Here is a 17,688-nt window from a genome sequence, read left to right on the forward strand (position 1 = left end):
GGGCAGGTGTCCATCATGAAAAATGAATTAAATGTCTCGTTTGGGATTTTTTACGTTTCCGCCTATTTATTGGTGATGTTATTGGGGGTCGGCTGCTATCTGTGGTACGACGAATTGATATTCTTGCTGGGCTTTGGTTTCTTCGGCTGTTTCATCGCCGCGCGGATCGCCATGGGGGCCGTGCTGGCGTCACTGAGCGTGCAGGTGGCCTGGCTCATCGCCTTCCTCTCCACCACCCTGATCAACAGCCTGCTGATGGGCCTGGTTGCGTTGATGGTCTACCTGAGTCACCAGGTGGTATCTGAAGAAATATCCGATAATATCAGTGGGTTATTGGTGACCTTTCAGCTGCTCTCGGCCGGCTTCATCTTCGGCGGCCTCAAGCTCCACAACTACCAGCTGAGCTCCTCCTGAGGGCGACGACGGCAGGGGTTGGGAACGGGAATCATCCGGCCAGGGCCGGCCGCTTACCACATTCATGATGGCGATATATTGATGATTGCCAATAAATAGCTACGACGGCTGATGAATATTGCCCAAGGCCGCTTGGTTGTAATGATGGCGGGGCTACTTTATTATGCGAACACCAGCGCGATGCTATTTCTAGATATGTTAGTTTTTATAATTAAGCGTTAATTTTTTAAAAATTAATTATAACATCTGACGGAGTTGGCTGACCTGTTGTTTACCGTCGTTGCTGACCGCAATGTGCCCGCAATCTTTTGCCCATATAGATGTAACGTGAGGCCAGAATGCTGAATGTGAGTGCCATTCCGTTGACCGACATCTCACCCATCTGGGATGACGGCTTTCTCTCTCTCTCCAAGAACCTGCTCTCCGCCGTCACCCTGGATGATTTCATCAAGAAGCTGAACCGGATCGATGCCTGCTTCGGTGGCGTGACCCGGGTCAACCTGATCCTCAACCTGGGCACCGGGGAGGAGGCGGTCTGCTACTTCATAGGGGGGCAGGGGCCACAGCACCTGATCTGTCACAAGGCCGATCTGCATTTCTCCAAGGAGCAGGCCATCATACTGCCGGCGGCCCGCTTCATGAATCGCTGCGCCAAGCTCGCCAGCACCCCTGTCTACGACGGCTTGCAATCCTACTGCCAGTTGCCCATTACCACGGCCCGCAGCCACCTGGGCGGCATCGAGTTCATCAGCACCGAGGCGAACGCCTTCCCGATGGAGACCCTGGCCAAGCTGACCCAGCTCGCGGCTATCGTCGCCATCGCGCTGGAGAACGTGCTGGACAAGGAGCGCACCCTGGAGCAGGCCAACTCCCTGCGCCTCGAGCGCGACAGCTGCAAGATCCTGGTGGACGTCACCAACGCGGTGATCAAGTTGGTGCGCATCGCCGAGCTGCCGAGGAGCCTGTTCACCATACTGCAGCACCACTTCTCCATCAGCAGCCTCTGCCTGGCGGAGTACAACGCCACCTCCGACAGCTTCAAGAGCTATCTGGTCAATCAGCAGGCCTGCGATGCGCCCGGCATCATCAACCACTCCTGCTTCGAGAAGAACTGCCTGCAGGGGGCCCTCGGCCACAGCGAGCCCTTCTTCATCTACCGGGAGCAGGGCCACGGCTGCAACGCGAGCTGCCGCTTCACCTCCCAGATCCTGCCGGCCGATGCGGACAGCTCCTGCATACTGCCGCTGCGTTATCGCGGCAACCTGCTGGGGGTGCTGATCCTGTCCCATCCCCAGGCGGACTTCTTCGCCGACATCGACATCTCCCTGCTGGAGCAGGTGGCGGCGCGCACGGCGATTGCCATGAACAACGTGCAGGCGCAGCAGGAGATCTCCAACACCAACGGCGCTAAGGAGAAGACCATCAGGGTCGCCGAGCTGCCGTCCAGCGCCGACTTTGCCAACATCATCTACCAGAGCGCCGCCATGGAGGCGGTGCTGGAGAAGGTGAGGCTGGTGGCCCAGAGCGACTGCTCGGTGCTGATCCTGGGGGAGACAGGCACCGGCAAGGAGCTGATCGCCCAGGCCATTCATCGGCTGAGTGCCCGCCGCGAGCAGGAGATGGTGAAGGTCAACTGCGCCGCCATCCCCACCGGCCTCATCGAGAGCGACCTGTTCGGCCACGAGAAGGGGGCCTTCACCGGCGCCCTGACCCAGCGCATCGGCCGCTTCGAGCGGGCCCACAAGGGCACCCTCTTCCTCGACGAGGTGGGGGACATGCCGCTCGACCTGCAACCCAAGCTGCTGCGGGTGCTGCAGGAGCACGAGCTGGAGCGGGTCGGCAACAGCAACCCCATCGCCATCGATGTGCGGCTGGTGGCGGCCACCAACTGCGACCTGCTCTCCATGGTCAAGAACAAGCGCTTTCGCAGCGATCTCTACTACCGGCTCAACGTCTTCCCCATCGAGCTGCCGCCCCTGCGCGAGCGGCGCGAGGACATACCGCTCTTGGTCAACTTCTTCATCAAGAAGATCGCCAGGCGGATGCGGCGCAACATCACCTCGATCCCGGCCGATGCCATGAAGATGCTGGTCTCCTTGCCCTGGTACGGCAACATCCGCGAGCTGGAGAACATCATAGAGCGGGCCGTGGTGATGACCCGCGGCCATGTGCTCAACCTCTCCCCCGACGAGCTGATGCCGCTCAAGGGCTACCACAAGATTGAGACCCTGGTCTATGACGAGCCGGCGCCGACCCTGTTCCGGGAGAGCCAGGGCCAGTCTGACGAGGGGGATGAGCGCCAGCGCATCATCGACACCCTGCGCGAGTGCAACGGCATCGTCGCCGGGGAGCGGGGCGCCGCCCAGCGGCTCGGCATGAAGCGCACCACCCTGCTGTCGAAGATGAAGCGGCTCGGTATCTCGGCGAAAGCCCCCCAGATCCTCGACTAAGGGGCACCCAGATGTTGTCAGATACCGAAACCCCGCTGCACGAGCTGTGCGCGCGGCGCGAGGTGGTCCACTATCAGCGGCGTGGCGTCACCACGGACAGCGCCATGCTGCTGCCCTGCGAAACCCCGGTGGCGCTGGTCTACAACGGCATCGCCCACACCGTGATGATGTGCAGTCCCACCGAGCTGGAGGATTTCGCCATCGGCTTCTCGCTGTCCGAGGGGATCATCGACAGCCTGCAGGACATCCACGACATCGAGCAGGTCGCCAGCTGTCAGGGCATCGAGGTGCATGTCACCCTGGCCAATCGCTGCGTCCATCGCCTCAAAGAGATGCGCCGCACCCTGACCGGCCGCACCGGCTGCGGCATCTGCGGCAGCGAGAGCCTGGATCAGGTGGTGCGGACCCTGCCGCGACTGCCCGACAGCCAGCGCCTCGAGGTGACCCTGATCGACAAGGTGCTGGAGACCCTGCGCCCCCTGCAGCTGTTGGGGCAGAGCACAGGCGCCACCCATGCCGCCGTGCACCTGGATGCGGCGGGCAACATCCTGGCCATTCGCGAGGACGTGGGCCGCCACATCGCGCTCGACAAGCTGGTGGGCCAACTGTGCCGCAGCGGTCGGCGCGATGGCGCCATCCTGGTGACCAGCCGCGCCAGCTTCGAGATGGTGCAAAAATGCGCCAGCGCCGGCATCGAGATCCTGCTCGCCATCTCGGCGGCCACCGAGCTCGCGGTGGAGCGGGCGGAGCAGACCGGCCTCACCTTGGTGGGCTTCTGTCGCCCCGGCCGGGCCGAGATCTACAGCGGTCGCCAGCGCATCAGCCTGGACTAAGCCGCACAAACAGCTCCCCCGTTTCGTCGGCCCCGTCTCGTCAGGTGATTGGCGCTCGGGGCCGGCTCGGGTATAGTCCTGCGCCAACAAGATAGGTTCGGATGGCCGAGCCTGTGCCCGCCCGCCAGCGGTCACGGCCTCTGCCCATTCGACGCGGCTTCAAAGGATATCCCATGAAATTCAGTCCCCTGCTCGATGAGATGATGAAGGCGCTGCAGGTGCTGCCGGGCGTCGGCCCCAAGTCGGCCCAGCGCATGGCGTTCACCCTGCTCGAGCGCGAGCGCAGCGGCGGCCTGCGCCTGGCCCAGCTGCTCAATCGGGCGCTGACCGAGATAGGTCACTGCAGCCATTGCCGCACCTTCACCGAGAACGATCGCTGCGAGATCTGCGCCAATCCCAAGCGCGAGGAGAGCGGCCTGCTGTGCGTGGTGGAGAGCCCGGCGGACGTGGCCGCCATCGAACACACCGGCCAGTTCTCCGGCCGCTACTTCGTGCTGATGGGGCACCTGTCACCGCTCGATGGCATAGGGCCGGAGGAGCTGGGGCTCGAGATCCTGGAGCGCCGTCTGAAGGATGAGTCCATCAGCGAGCTGATCCTGGCCACCAACCCCACCATAGAGGGGGACGCCACAGCCTGGTACATCGCCGACATGGCCCGCGCCGCCGGCGTCGAGGTGAGCCGAATCGCCCACGGCGTGCCGGTGGGGGGCGAGCTGGAGCTGGTGGATGGCACCACCCTGTCCCATTCCCTGATGGGGCGGCAGCGGCTGAAATAACCGGTCTGGGAGTCGGCCAAAAAACCGGCGTTTGATGCCGTAATGAGGGGCGAGTGAGCAAGATTGCACACTCGCCCCTTGATATTTGGTGGGCCAGCCCCATCTAGGTTGGGAATCTGTTCAACCGACGTTTTGAGGATTGGTCGATGACCCAAAGTGTTCACGCCGAAACCCACGGCTTTCAAACCGAAGTCAAACAACTGCTGAGCCTGATGGCTCACAGCCTCTACTCCAACAAAGAAGTATTCCTGCGCGAGCTTATTTCCAACGCCTCAGATGCGGCGGACAAGCTGCGCTTCAAGGCGCTTTCCGATGCCTCTTTGTTCGAAAACGACGGCCAGCTGCGCGTGCGCCTGGTGGTGGACAAAGAGAACAAGACCCTGACCATCTCGGATAACGGCATCGGCATGACCCGGGATCAGGTGATCGAGCACCTTGGCACCATCGCCAAGTCCGGCACCGCCGACTTCTTCAAGCACCTGTCCGGCGATCAGGGCAAGGACTCCCAGCTGATCGGTCAGTTCGGGGTCGGCTTCTACTCCGCCTTCATCGTCGCCGACAAGGTGACCGTGATCTCCCGCGCCGCCGGCACCGAGCCGAGCCAGGGCGTGCAGTGGGAATCGGAAGGTGAAGGCTCCTTCACCGTCGCCGACGTGACCAAAGAGGGTCGCGGCACCGACGTCATCCTGCACCTGCGTGCCGAGGAAGAAGAGTTCCTGGACGACTGGCGCCTGCGCGCCGTGGTCGCCAAGTATTCCGACCATATCTCGGTGCCGGTGGAGATGTACAAGGAAGGCACCCCGGATCGGGAAGAAGACGGTGAAACCATCGTCGGCACCCCGGGCGAGTGGGAGCAGGTCAACCGCGCCACCGCACTCTGGACCCGCAATCCGAAGGACATCAAGGATGAGGAGTACCAGGAGTTCTACAAGCACGTCGCCCACGACTTCGAGGATCCGCTGCTGTGGGGTCACAACCGGGTGGAAGGGGCGCAGGAGTACACCAGCCTGCTCTACGTGCCGGCCCGCGCGCCGTTCGACCTCTACAACCGCGAGCAGAAGCACGGCCTGAAGCTCTACGTGCAACGCGTCTTCATCATGGATGACGCCGAGCAGTTTATGCCGACCTACCTGCGCTTCGTGAAAGGGGTGCTGGATTCCAACGATCTGCCGCTCAACGTCAGCCGCGAGATCCTGCAGGACAACAAGGTCACCGCCTCCCTGCGCAAGGCTTGCTCCAAGCGCGTCCTGACCATGCTCAACAAGCTGGCCAAGGATGACGGCGAGAAGTACGCCAAGTTCTGGAGCGAGTTCGGCAACGTGCTCAAAGAGGGCCCGGCCGAGGATTACGCGAACCGCGAGGAGATCGCCAAGCTGCTGCGCTTCGCCAGCACCGCCGGCGAGGGCGAAGCCCAGACCGTCTCCCTTGAGGATTACGTTGGCCGCATGAAGGAAGGCCAGCAGAAGATTTACTACATCACCGCCGACAGCTTCGCCGCGGCCAAGAACAGCCCGCACCTCGAGATCTTCCGCAAGAAGGGCGTCGAAGTGCTGCTGATGTGGGAGCGGGTGGACGAGTGGCTGATGAGCCACCTCACCGAGTTCGACGGCAAGCAGCTGGTCTCAGTCACCCGTGGCGAGCTGGACCTGGGCGAGCTGGAAGACGAGGCGGCCAAGCAGGCGCAGGAGGAGGCCGAGAAGGCCAATGCCGGTCTGGTTGAGCGGGTCAAGAGCAGCCTCGGCGAGGCGGTGAAAGAGGTGCGTGTCACCCACCGTCTGACCGACTCACCGTCCTGCATCGTCACCGACGACCACGGCATGAGCACCCAGATGATCAAGCTGATGCGCGCAGCCGGCCAGCCGGTCCCCGAGCAGAAGTACATCCTGGAGCTCAACCCGGACCATGCGCTGGTGAAGAAGCTCGACACCATCACCGACGACAATCTGTTCGGTGAGTGGGTCAGCCTGCTGCACGAGCAGGCCCAGCTGGCTGAGCAGGGCGGTCTCAATGACCCGGCCAGCTTCGTGTCTCGAGTCAACCGTCTGCTACTCCAGGCGTGATGGCGCAGGCCCACTGTGATGCAGTGGGCCTTTTTATTGGGCACTCGCTGCCGATGGGGCGAGCGCCTCGCCAGTTGATGGATTGCTGCATTTTCAATCACTTTTTGTGTGCCGGCCCTGCGCCTTAAGTCGCATCGCCAGCGCGTACACATGGTGATAATGTGGGCACTCACACGGGGCAAGCTTGTTAAAACGGGCGAAACCGTGTAGTTTTTTGCCTTCTCAAGAATTGAATAACCAATCAATTAGGAGCGTGTATGCGCATTGTTCTGTTGGGAGCACCGGGTGCCGGTAAAGGTACCCAGGCTCAGTTCATCATGGAAAAACACGGTATTCCGCAGATCTCCACCGGCGACATGCTGCGTGCGGCGATCAAGGCGGGCACCGAGCTGGGCCTCAAGGCCAAGGCCGTGATGGACGCAGGTCAGCTCGTCTCCGACGACATCATCATCGGCCTGGTCAAAGAGCGTATCGCCCAACCGGATTGCGCCAACGGCTTCTTGCTGGACGGCTTCCCCCGCACCATTCCCCAGGCGCAAGCCATGAAGGAAGCCGGTGTGGTGGTGGACTTCGTACTGGAATTCGCGGTGCCGGACGAAGAGATCGTCAAGCGCATGAGCGGTCGCCGTGTTCACTCCGGCTCCGGTCGTACCTACCACCTGGTGTTCAACCCGCCGAAAGTGGAAGGCAAGGATGACGTGACCGGCGAGGATCTGGTGATCCGTGCCGACGACGAAGAGACCACGGTGCGCAAGCGTCTGGATGTCTACCACCAGCAGACAGCGCCGCTGATCGGTTTCTACGGCAAGGAAGCGGAAGCGGGCAACACCCGTTACGTCAAGATCGACGGCACCCAGCCGGTGGACGTCGTCAGCCAGCAGCTGGCGGCCATCCTGGGCTAAGTCTGCCCATTGTCGGTTGACAAGACAGCCTGAAGAAAGGGTCCATCCAGGGCCCTTTATTGCATTAAAACAAGAACGACAAAAATAGAACGACAGGAAGCTAACGTGACCACGAAAACCGGGATCTTGCTAGTCAATCTGGGGACGCCAGCCGCACCGACCACGGCGGCCGTCAAGGCCTTCCTCAGCCAGTTCCTCCAGGACCCGCGGGTGGTCGAGATACCCCGCCTGCTGTGGTCGCCGCTGCTCACCTTCGCCATACTGCCGTTCCGTGCCCCCAGGGTTGCCAAGCTCTACCAGCAGATCTGGACCGAGCAGGGCTCACCGCTGATGGCCATCAGCCAGCGCCAACGCGATGCCCTGGAGCAGGAGCTCAAGCGCGAAGGGGTCGAGGTGCCCGTGGTGCTCGCCATGACCTATGGCAGCCCCTCGCTCAGCGATGGCTGGCAGGCGCTCAAGGCGCAGGGGGTCAACCGGGTGATACTGCTGCCGCTCTACCCGCAGTACGCCGCCAGCACCACGGCCGCGGTGTTCGACGGCTGGGCCAGTGTGATGAAAAGCGAGCGCCACCTGCCGGTGATGCGCCTCATCCGTGATTACCATAATCACCCCGAATACATTCAGGCGCTCGCCATGAGCGTGCGCCGCCAGTGGGAGCAGCAGGGCCAGGGTGAGCACCTGCTGATGTCGTTCCACGGCATCCCCCAGCGCTGCGAGGACGAGGGGGATCCCTATGGTCACCAGTGCCGCCGCACCGCGACCCTGCTGGCCGAGGCGCTGGGTCTGGCCCCCGAGCAGTGGAGCGCCAGTTTCCAGTCCCGCTTCGGCAAGCAGGAGTGGCTCAAGCCTTATACCGATGCCACCATCACGGCGCTGGCCGGCCAGGGGATCAAGCGGCTCGATGTGATCTGCCCGGCGTTCTCGGCCGATTGCCTCGAGACCCTGGAGGAGATCCAGGTCGAGAACCGCGCCCTCTTCATCGATGGGGGCGGAGAGCAGTTCCACTACATTCCGGCGCTCAACAGCGATCAGGCCCATATCCGCATGATGGTGTCGCTCATCTGCCGCGAGCTGGCATGATGACAGCTCCATGTCGCGCACGGCTGATGGTGTCGCCCATTATTTGCCGCGAGCTGGCATGAGCCACATTGCTTTCAGGGTCCAACGATAAGGAGTGTCATGATGATGCATATCACGCTGATCTACGCCGGCCTCTTGGGGCTTTTGTTCCTGCTGCTCTCCTGCTGGGTGGTCAAGCGTCGGCGCCAGTTCAGGGTCAAGATAGGGGCAGGGGACGCGCCCGAGATGCTGGCGGCGATCCGAGCCCACGGCAACTTCGCCGAGTACGTGCCGCTCACTCTGCTGCTGATGGCCCTGTGCGAGCTGGCCGGGGTCGGCGCCTTCTGGCTGCACCTCGGCGGCTCGCTGCTGCTGGTGGGGCGGATACTGCACGCCATCGGCATCCAGCTGCCCGAGGCACCGAACAAGCCCCGGCTGTTTGGCACCCTGTGCTTCTGGTTGTCGCTTGGGATCTTCTCGGTGCTGGCCCTGGTGCAGGGATTGTCATTCGGCTGAGGCCTGGCCCCGGCAGACAGCGAAACACCACCTCCCCGCGAGGTGGTTTTTTTTGGCTCCAAGATCAAACGTTTGCCTCGCCAGCCCTTGTCTATACTGACCCCATATTTTAATCGGGCGACTTTTCGGCGAGGCGGATTGTGTTAAAATCCCGCCCCTCTTCCCCCCAGAGCACAGAACATTGCCATGAAATTTCCCGGTCAGCGCAAGTCCAAACACTACTTCCCGGTCGACAGGCGTGATCCCCTGATCCCGCAGAATCCCCTGCTCACCGAACTGGGCAAGGCCTATGTAGTGGGCATCGATCAGACCCTGGTGGACATCGAAGCGCATGTGGACGAGGACTTCCTGAACCGTTATGGCCTGAGCAAGGGCCACTCGGTGGTGATCAGCGATGACGTGGCCGAGCGGGTCTACGAAGAGCTCAAGACCAACAACATGGTGGTGAGTGAGTTCGCTGGTGGCACCATTGGCAACACCATGCACAACTACTCGGTGCTGGCCGATTCCCACTCCATCCTGCTCGGGGTGATGAGCCAGGACATCCGCATCGGCAGCTACGCCTACCGCTATCTGTGCAACACCTCCTCCCGCGTCAACCTGGACTACCTGCAACCGGTCGACGGCCCGGTCGGTCGCTGCTTCACCTTCATCACCGAGTGTGGCGAGCGCAGCTTCGGCATCAACGCCGGCAAGATGAACCAGCTGGATGTGCACCATGTGCCGGAAGAGGTGATCAAGGGGGCCTCCGCCCTGGTGATCACCGCCTACCTGGTGCGCGGTGACGATGGCGACCCCATGAAAGAGGCCGCCATGAGCGCGGTGCGCTACGCCCGCGAGGCCGGGGTGCCTGTGGTGCTGACCCTGGGCACCCGTTTCGTCATCGCCGACAATCCCCAGTGGTGGCGCGACTTCATCGCCGAGAACGTGACGGTGCTGGCGATGAACGAGGACGAGGGCGAGGCCCTGACCGGGATCAAGGATCCCCTCGGCGCCGCCGACAAGGCTCTCGACTGGGCCGACATGGTGCTCTGCACCGCTGGCCCCATCGGCCTCTACATGGCGAGCTACACCGAGGAGGACTACAAGCGCGAGACCACCCATACCCTGCTGCCCGGGGTCATCCCCGAGTTCAACATGTATGAGTTCAGCCGCCCCATGGCCCGTGCCAAGTGCCGCAAGCCGGCGCGCATCTACTCCCACATCTCCCCTTACATGGGCGGGCCTGAGAAGATCAAGAACACCAATGGCGCGGGGGATGGCGCCCTGTCTGCCGTGCTGCACGACATGGTGGCCAACGCCTATCACCGCATGAATGTGCCGAACTCCGCCAAGCACATGTCCGAGTTCCTCACCTACTCCTCCCTGGCCCAGGTGTGCAAGTACGCCAACCGGGTCAGCTACGAGGTGCTGGCCCAGAGCAGCCCGCGCCTCTCCCGCGGTCTGCCCGAGAAGGAAGACAGCCTGGAAGAGGTGTACTGGGAGCGTTGATCGCGGCTTTTGCTGAAGAAGACCAAGGCGCCTGCGGGCGCCTTGATGCATGTCGTGGCGGCAGCATTTTCTGGCGGCGAATACCCCGGCCCGGCACCGGCTGATCGGGCAGGCGGCGGGCCATCTCGCCCACGCCGGCCACATGTTGAGGGCCCGGATCGCCCAATATCGTACCCTATGGGCCTGATCCCCTCCTTTTTGGGGATAAGGCTTGAGTCTGCGGGGCTTTTGGGACACCATCAGCCCCATTATTGGCCAGCATTGGCCGACACCGCCTGCAGGAGAGAGACCCCCATGAGCAAACTAACTGACAATCTTGACGCCAATTTCCAGCTGTTTATCGAAGAAGTCCGCGAGTCGGGTCAGGTGTGGGGTCTGCGCTACGGTGAAGACTGGGTGGTCTGCCGCTCTGCCGAGTTCGAAGACGCCGACGTGATGCCGCTCTGGTCCGCCGAGGCCGATGCCCGTCGCCACTGCGTGGACGAGTGGGCTGACTACGAGCCTGAGGTGATCGAGCTGGAAGAGTTCCTCGACATCTGGATCAACGATCTGGACGAGGACGACGTGCTGGTCGGCCCGAACTGGAACGCCGATCTGGAAGGCCAGGAGCTCGAACCCATCGAGCTGGCCAAGGCCCTGATCGAGCTGGATGCCTGAACAGTTCTGCATTGATGGCCCGCACCCGGGACCATGGAATGCCACCAGAACCGATAGCCGCGAGGCTGTCGGTTTTTTTTATGGCCCGCATTGCAGAATATTGAATGAAAAGGCGATTTGGCTTGGCGCTGACGGCGCTATGAGCCATCATCAATCCTTTGCCAGAAGGGAGGTGCCATGTTTGTATTCGACGTGAGCGGACGAGCGGGAGCACGGGCCGAGATCCGCGTGCAGGCGCTGGACTGGGGCCAGAGCGGGCCCGTCACCTTCAGCTGCGACAGCGATGAGCTGGCGCTGGTGCTGCTCACCGGCTGCCGCTGTGATGCGGTGGGCTTCTTCAATCTGCTGGCCGGTTGCAAGCCGCTCTATGTCGAGCAGTGGCTCGCCTACCTGCAGGAGACTGGCCACATCGACAAGCAGAGTTGCCAGTTGGAGAGTCCGGCCCAGGAGGATTACCTGACCCGGGCCGGCTTGGCGGACGATGAGCTCAACGCCCTGTTGGGACAGGTGTATCGGGTGGCCGGTTTCAATCGCCTGCAGATCAACCGCTACCTCAAGAATCGCCACAATCCGACCATGCTGGCGACCCGCTACGATCAGAAGGAGCTGGAGCGCTACCGCCAGCTCAACGACATCATTCTGACCTTGCTGAAGTTGAAGCGTCCTCAGTAAACAACCCGAGCTGGCCGATGTCCGGCCTCAGCTCCTGGGGCTTGGCGATCAGATAGCCCTGCAGCCCGTCCACATACATGCCTTGCAGCAGCTGCTTCTGAGCGAGCTGCTCCACCCCCTCTGCGATCACCAGACAGCCCATGCGATGGGACACATCGACGATCATCCGCACGAACTGCTGGTTGGTGAGATCCTGCTCCAGCTCGGTGATGAGGGCGGGATCCAGCTTGATGTAATCGGGTTTGAGCTCGCGAAACAGGCTGAACGAGCCTATCCCCTTGCCGAAGTTGCAGATGGCGGAGCGGCTGCCGTGGCGCCTGAGGAGATCGAACAGCCGTCTGGCCCCCGTCAAGTTGCGCTCCAGCTGCTCCTCGTCCAGCTCGAACACCAGGTTGGCGCTGGTGTTGGGATCTTTCTGCAACTGGTGATCGAGCCAGATGAGGAAGGTGCTGTTCTGCAGCAGGTTGCCCGAGAGGCCGATGCCCCAGCGGCCGTTGTGGCTGCCGAAGGCCCGGTACTGGCGCATGATGTTCAGGATCACCATCTGCTCAAGCCGCATCACCATGTCCAGGCGCTGGGCCATGGCGAGCAGGGTATCGCTGGGCAGCACAGTGCCATCGACGCTGCTGAAGCGGGCGTAGATGTCGTGGTAGGCGAGCATGCCGGGGTGCAGGGGCATGATGGGCTGGCAGGTGAAGCTGACATGCTCCTGCTCCATCAGATCGGTCAGCACCTGGGTCCAGTGACGCTGACCCTGCAACTCGACCACGTCGTCATTCTGCTGGATGGCCCAGCCGTTGACCGCCTCCGTCTGGGCGCGTGCCAGCGCCAGATCGGCCCGTGCCAGGATAGCCTCTATCTTCTGCTCGCTGCTCAGCCGGGTCATCCCCGAATAGGCCGCGCTCTCCAGCCCGTGTTGCCGCTGATAGTGATCGAAGGCGAGCTTGAGATCCCGCCCCAGCAGGTGCGGCGGTATGTTGGCGACCGGCGGCACCAGCACGGCGAAGTCGGCCCCCGAGATGCGGTAGACCTGATGGCCGGGGAAGCGGCTCACCGTGTGGGTGATGAGGTTGGCGATGTCCTTGATGTAGGCATCGCCGGACTGGAAGCCACGCTGGGCGTTGAGCTTGCCAAGCTCGGTGGCGCGGATCAGCACTAGGATCGCGGTCTGGGTATCCTCCTGTTGCAGCAGCTCGGTCAGATCGCGCCGGAACGCGTGGCGATTGCGCAAGCGGGTCATCTCGTCCTGGGTGGCCTGGTTGTGCAGCTCGCTGATCTGGCGGTGGGCATCGAGTTCGGCTTCACTGAAAGAGACCAGCAGCTGGCGCAGTGCCGCTTGTGCCTGCGGACTCTCCAGCAGCTCGGGATCCTGCTGTTGCAGCGCCAGCAGCCAGCGTTGCTCCTGCCTCGTTTTATCCGCCTTGTGCACGGCACGGATGAGCAGGAACAGCAAGGCAAGGGCGATGACAGTGGTGGCCATGACCAGCAGCAGGGTGAGTGGCGGGACCGGGGGGGCGAGCCAGATCCCTTGCAGCAGCAGCAGGGGCATGCAGACCATGGCGCTGACCAGCAGCAGGTTCCCCTCGAACTTATTCAACATCGTGTCATCCTTGATGATGTCTGTGATGGCTAAATTCTAACCAAGCTGGCGGGACAAAGCATGAGTACTCACGCAACTCCTGGAAAAGCGCCGGTGGAAAGCGACTAAATGTGAGTGAAAACACTTTCACAACCCGTAAAAAAGGCGAAGATGGGTTGAAAACAGCTCCAACAAGGCCGAGGTAATTATGTTGCTAGAACCCGAAAATACTGCCAAAGCACGGCAATTGTTGAACCAGAGTATGGCCTTGGTGCTCGCAGGGGGACGCGGCAGCCGCTTGAAGCAGCTGACCGACAACCGCGCCAAGCCGGCGGTTCATTTCGGCGGCAAGTTCCGCATCATCGACTTCGTACTCTCCAACTGCATCAACTCCGGCATCCGCCGGGTGGGTGTGGTTACCCAGTACAAGTCCCACAGCCTGCTGCGTCACCTGCAATCCGGTTGGTCCTTCCTGCGTTACCAGATGAACGAGTTCATCGACCTGCTGCCCGCCCAGCAGCGGGTGGACGAGGTGCACTGGTATCGCGGCACCGCCGACGCCATCTACCAGAACGTCGACATCATCCGCGACTACGGCCCCAAGTACATAGTGGTGCTGGCGGGGGATCACATCTACAAGATGGACTATGCCGCCATGCTGCTCGATCACGTGCGCCTCGGCGCCAAGGTGACGGTGGCCTGCATCGAGGTGCCGCGGGCCGAGGCGTCTGCCTTCGGGGTCATGGACATCGACGAGCATCGCAAGATCCGCGCCTTCGTGGAGAAGCCGGCCAATCCGCCCGCCATGCCGGGCAACGATCAGGTCTCCCTGGCCTCCATGGGGATCTACATCTTCGAGGCGGAGTACCTGTATCAGCTGCTGGAGGAGGACATCCACAATCAGGAGTCCAAGCATGACTTCGGCATGGACGTGATCCCGCGCATCGTGGGGGAGGGCAAGGCCTTTGCGCACCCCTTCACCATGTCCTGTGTCGGGGCCAAGGAGGGGCAGAAACCCTACTGGCGCGACGTGGGGACCCTGGATTCGTTCTGGGAGGCGAACATGGATCTCGCCTCAGTGGTGCCCGAACTCGACATCTATGACGAGAACTGGCCCATCTGGACCAGCCAGACCATGACCCCGCCCGCCAAGTTCGTGCAGGACAGGAACGGTCAGCACGGCATGACCATCAACTCCATGTTCGCGGGGGGATCCATCGTCAGCGGCTCCTTCGTGCTGAACTCCGTGCTGTTCACCCATGTGCGGGTGCACTCCTTCTGCACCCTGGATCAGGCGATCATCTTCCCCGGGGTCGAGATCGGCGCCGGTTGCCGACTGCGCCGGGTGGTGGTGGACAAGGGCTGTGTGCTGCCCGACGGCCTGGTGGTAGGGGAGAATGCCGATGAGGATATCCGCCGCTTCTACCGCTCGGAGCAGGGCATAGTGCTGGTGACCAAGGAGATGCTGGCCAAGCTCGACTGATTAGTTCGCAGACAAATAAAAAGGGAGCCTTGAAGGCTCCCTTTTTCATGGGTCAGGGCTGACTCATTCGCTGACGATGGCCTTGCCTGCCATCACCATGGCGGTGCCGTGCTTGCCACCGGCGGCGGTGACCTGAGGCACGCCGTCTTCGTCGGTGTCCTTGCCGGCGCCGTCGATGACGTTCTCACCGGAGTCACCGATCCACTCGGCCATCTGCATGCCGCCGTTGACGGTGCCGCGGAACCAGCTCACGTAACGCTGGGTCAGCTGCGCCAGTTCCAGCTCGGGGGCTTTCTCCGCGCCTTCGTTGCGCAGGTTCAGCATGGCGGAGCGCAGGGCACCCGAGATGGCGGCCTGGGTCCAGGGGGTGTAGGTGCCCTGTTTGCCTGCCAGCCAGGTGCCGGCCTTGGCGTTGAAGAACGCCTTGTCGGTCGCGATGAACAGCGCGCGCGCGGCGCTGCGGTACTTGGCATCCGAGGTGGCCAGGAAGGCCGCCGTCAGGCCACGGATGGCGGCAAACTGCGCCTCGATGGATTGACCCGCATCCGGCTGGCCACCCAGGGTCAGACCGTCATGGACCAGACCGTTCTTGCCCTTGAGCTGCGCCAGGATGAAGTCGGCCTGCTTGCGGATGAGCGCGAGCGCCTGCTGACCTTGCGCGGTTTTCAGGTTCAGCTCGCCGTTGTCACCGGCGGCGTAGCCGACCGGCAGGGCATCCTGGGCCCGCTGGAAGATCTGCAGGGCGACCAGGGTGTAAGCGGCGTCGAAGGTGGTGACGTGCTTGCCCTGTTTGCCGTCCTGCCAGCTGTCGACCAGGGTACCGGCCTTAGGCTCGAAATGCAGGGCATTGAGGTTCTTGAAGGTCAGGTTGGAGAGGTTGAGGGCCAGGGAGAAGGCATCCTCGCCCGCGACCTGCTTGGCGGCCTCGTTGCCCTTGTTGGCGGCCGGTGCGGCGGCGAAGGGGGCACCGTCAAACACGGCGTGGAAGGCCGGGTTCTGGTTGGTGTTGGCGCTGCGCTGATCGGTGAAGGCGTAGAACTCGGACAGGGGCCACAGCAGCATCCAGGCATCGCGCAGCTGGGCAGAGCCATCCACGACCTCCAGCTTGCCGATGGCGCCGACCTCATTCTTGCTGGTTTCGGTCACTTTCACCTGATTAGGGAAGTAGACGATGCCCTTGGCGGGGTCATATTGCGGTGTGATCCTGGCACCCAGCTGCTTGCCGTCGAAGCCGAGCTGGCCCTGCAAGATGGCCAGCTTGTCGATGGACTGCTCGGTCAGCATCATGCCGTTGAAGCCGTCGGCGGCGGAGACGCCGAGCTTGTGCTTGCCATCCTGATCCATGGTGGCGGAGGCCGCCTCCACCTCTTCATCGCTCTCGGCCACGTGCATGCCGCCGAGGAAGTCCTGGGACCACATCACTTCCTTGAGCAGGATGCCGCCCACGGCCGCCGGGTTCAGCAGGCTGTCGGAGCCGCTCCAGCGCAGGGTGGCGTAGTCACGGAAGTAGGCGGGCACCTGGGTCTTGACCGCTTTCTCGGTGCCCTTGGCAGTCTTGATGGTGAGCTGATCGCCATTGACCGGAGTGGTGTTCACCCCTTGCGCAAACTCAGGATTGGCGGAGGCGTAGGGCAGGGAGAGGGGATACATGCCTTGCGGCACTTCGTCAGCCGGGAAACCGACCGCCTCGGCCATGGCCAGCACCCGCTTGCCCAGATCGGCCAGGGTGCCGCCGCGGGCCAGGTTCTGCGGCCCGTTCACCAGATGCGGGCCCATGCCGGACTGATAGTTCAGGGCATACATGGCTTCTTCGGAGTATTCATAGGATTCGATGCCGGTGGCGAAGTCGAACGGAGTCGGCTCATCGTCGCGGTTGGCATCCAGCACGTCCAGATCCAGCCCCAGCGCCTCGGCCAGCGGCTCACCGGAGAGCTCGAATTCGGTGTAGGCCAGCATGCTGGCGGCGGTGTTGAATGTCTTGTCTTCTACCTTGACGGCGGCGTGTGCGGCGCCGCTGAGCAGTGCACAGGCGATCGCCTGCACCAGTACGGTTTTTCTCATGTCCTTTTCACCATATGTTTGATTTTATTATGACGCTTCTCAGAATCGAAATGAGAATGGTGTGCATTATGGGGCAAGGCGAGGGGCTTGAGAAGAAAAAAACCGCCCCCGAGGGAGGGGGGCGGCGCTGGCTTTACATCAGTTTGAAGGGGATCACTAATCGGCCGGGTTCTACCTTGAGCGCCTCGACCTTGTCCTTGATCCTGGCCTCGTTCTGGCGGCTGCTGTCGAGCCGATAGATGGGGGTCTGGGAGAGGAACAGGGAGAGCGACTGGTTGAAGGTCGGCAGCAGCGGGGTGAGGGCGGCCCCCACATCGGCCGGCTCGGTCTTGACCGAGATGAGCTCGAGATCGCGCAGGTAGATGGCGCCCTGTTCGGCCACGTAATCGGGGCGGGCGCTGAGGGAGAGGCGAATGCGCATCTGCTGGCTGCCCAGCGGGCTCGCCACCTGCAGATCGCCAGCGGCATCCAGCTCGACCCGGTCGGCGCGGCTGCGGCCGATGCGGCTCTGCAGATCGTCGAGGCGGATCTTGCTCGACATGATGCCCGGGATCCCTATCTCTTTCTCGAAGGCGACCCTGTCTTTCAGGTATTGGTTGATCTCGCCCTCGCTGACGTTGTACTGGGTGAGCGAGCAGGCCGCCAGCAGCAGGCTGAGGGGGAGCAGAAGCAGGTGCTTTAACATGGATGGTTTCATCTCGACGGGTGACAACAGGACATGGCGCCATCTTAGGG

15 protein-coding genes are annotated in these 17,688 nt (G+C 62.4%); 12 read left to right on the top strand and 3 right to left on the bottom strand.

What is annotated here, in order from left to right:
- Window positions 1–15 precede the first annotated feature (15 nt).
- From AACW18_RS06815 to AACW18_RS06865, 11 genes are all read left to right on the top strand, one after another.
- Window positions 16–414 carry a hypothetical protein gene (locus AACW18_RS06815; protein WP_218388174.1) on the top strand — a complete coding sequence of 133 codons (399 nt, stop codon included), beginning with the start codon at window positions 16–18 and terminating at the stop codon, window positions 412–414.
- A gap of 338 nt (window positions 415–752) precedes the next feature.
- Window positions 753–2,864: a sigma 54-interacting transcriptional regulator gene (locus AACW18_RS06820; protein ID WP_218388175.1), complete on the top strand. Its 2,112-nt coding sequence runs from the start codon at window positions 753–755 to the stop codon at window positions 2,862–2,864.
- Between the two features lie 11 nt (window positions 2,865–2,875).
- The gene (gene fdhD / locus AACW18_RS06825) at window positions 2,876–3,697 is read left to right on the top strand and encodes a formate dehydrogenase accessory sulfurtransferase FdhD (protein ID WP_218388176.1); all 822 of its coding nucleotides are present in this window, start codon (window positions 2,876–2,878) and stop codon (window positions 3,695–3,697) included.
- Window positions 3,698–3,870: 173 nt separating this feature from the next.
- A complete protein-coding gene (gene recR, locus AACW18_RS06830) occupies window positions 3,871–4,473 on the top strand; it encodes a recombination mediator RecR (RefSeq protein ID WP_218292320.1) in 603 nt (200 codons plus the stop codon).
- Window positions 4,474–4,619: 146 nt separating this feature from the next.
- Window positions 4,620–6,533: a molecular chaperone HtpG gene (gene htpG / locus AACW18_RS06835; RefSeq protein WP_042653534.1), complete on the top strand. Its 1,914-nt coding sequence runs from the start codon at window positions 4,620–4,622 to the stop codon at window positions 6,531–6,533.
- A 257-nt stretch (window positions 6,534–6,790) separates the two neighbouring features.
- A complete protein-coding gene (gene adk, locus AACW18_RS06840; protein ID WP_042653535.1) occupies window positions 6,791–7,435 on the top strand; it encodes an adenylate kinase in 645 nt (214 codons plus the stop codon).
- Between the two features lie 105 nt (window positions 7,436–7,540).
- Window positions 7,541–8,515 carry a ferrochelatase gene (gene hemH, locus AACW18_RS06845; protein WP_218388177.1) on the top strand — a complete coding sequence of 325 codons (975 nt, stop codon included), beginning with the start codon at window positions 7,541–7,543 and terminating at the stop codon, window positions 8,513–8,515.
- Between the two features lie 102 nt (window positions 8,516–8,617).
- Window positions 8,618–9,010, top strand: a complete 393-nt coding sequence (locus AACW18_RS06850; protein ID WP_033130257.1) for an MAPEG family protein — start codon at window positions 8,618–8,620, stop codon at window positions 9,008–9,010.
- A gap of 186 nt (window positions 9,011–9,196) precedes the next feature.
- Window positions 9,197–10,501: an inosine/guanosine kinase gene (locus tag AACW18_RS06855; RefSeq protein ID WP_042653537.1), complete on the top strand. Its 1,305-nt coding sequence runs from the start codon at window positions 9,197–9,199 to the stop codon at window positions 10,499–10,501.
- Between the two features lie 294 nt (window positions 10,502–10,795).
- The gene (locus tag AACW18_RS06860) at window positions 10,796–11,158 is read left to right on the top strand and encodes a DUF2750 domain-containing protein (RefSeq protein WP_042653538.1); all 363 of its coding nucleotides are present in this window, start codon (window positions 10,796–10,798) and stop codon (window positions 11,156–11,158) included.
- A gap of 177 nt (window positions 11,159–11,335) precedes the next feature.
- Window positions 11,336–11,830 carry a hypothetical protein gene (locus tag AACW18_RS06865; RefSeq protein WP_042653539.1) on the top strand — a complete coding sequence of 165 codons (495 nt, stop codon included), beginning with the start codon at window positions 11,336–11,338 and terminating at the stop codon, window positions 11,828–11,830.
- Here AACW18_RS06865 and AACW18_RS06870 read toward each other — a convergent pair.
- On the bottom strand, window positions 11,793–13,430 hold the full coding sequence (locus AACW18_RS06870; protein WP_218388178.1) for an EAL domain-containing protein: 1,638 nt from the start codon (window positions 13,428–13,430) through the stop codon (window positions 11,793–11,795). The two genes, AACW18_RS06865 and AACW18_RS06870, sit on opposite strands and share 38 nt — an antisense overlap.
- Before the next feature lie 187 nt (window positions 13,431–13,617).
- Here AACW18_RS06870 and glgC point away from each other — a divergent pair, with 187 nt between their 5' ends.
- The gene (glgC, locus tag AACW18_RS06875; RefSeq protein WP_042653541.1) at window positions 13,618–14,892 is read left to right on the top strand and encodes a glucose-1-phosphate adenylyltransferase; all 1,275 of its coding nucleotides are present in this window, start codon (window positions 13,618–13,620) and stop codon (window positions 14,890–14,892) included.
- 63 nt (window positions 14,893–14,955) lie between these two features.
- Here the strand turns inward: glgC and AACW18_RS06880 are convergent, their stop codons facing one another.
- Both AACW18_RS06880 and AACW18_RS06885 read right to left on the bottom strand, forming a co-directional pair.
- The gene (locus AACW18_RS06880; protein WP_218388179.1) at window positions 14,956–16,953 is read right to left on the bottom strand and encodes a hypothetical protein; all 1,998 of its coding nucleotides are present in this window, start codon (window positions 16,951–16,953) and stop codon (window positions 14,956–14,958) included.
- Window positions 16,954–17,086: 133 nt separating this feature from the next.
- Window positions 17,087–17,638, bottom strand: coding sequence for a lipoprotein (locus AACW18_RS06885; RefSeq protein ID WP_042653543.1), 552 nt, complete (start codon window positions 17,636–17,638; stop codon window positions 17,087–17,089).
- Window positions 17,639–17,688 lie beyond the last annotated feature (50 nt).

Origin of the sequence: Aeromonas sp. sia0103, from assembly GCF_963895295.1 — a bacterium.
GTDB lineage: Bacteria > Pseudomonadota > Gammaproteobacteria > Enterobacterales > Aeromonadaceae > Aeromonas > Aeromonas encheleia.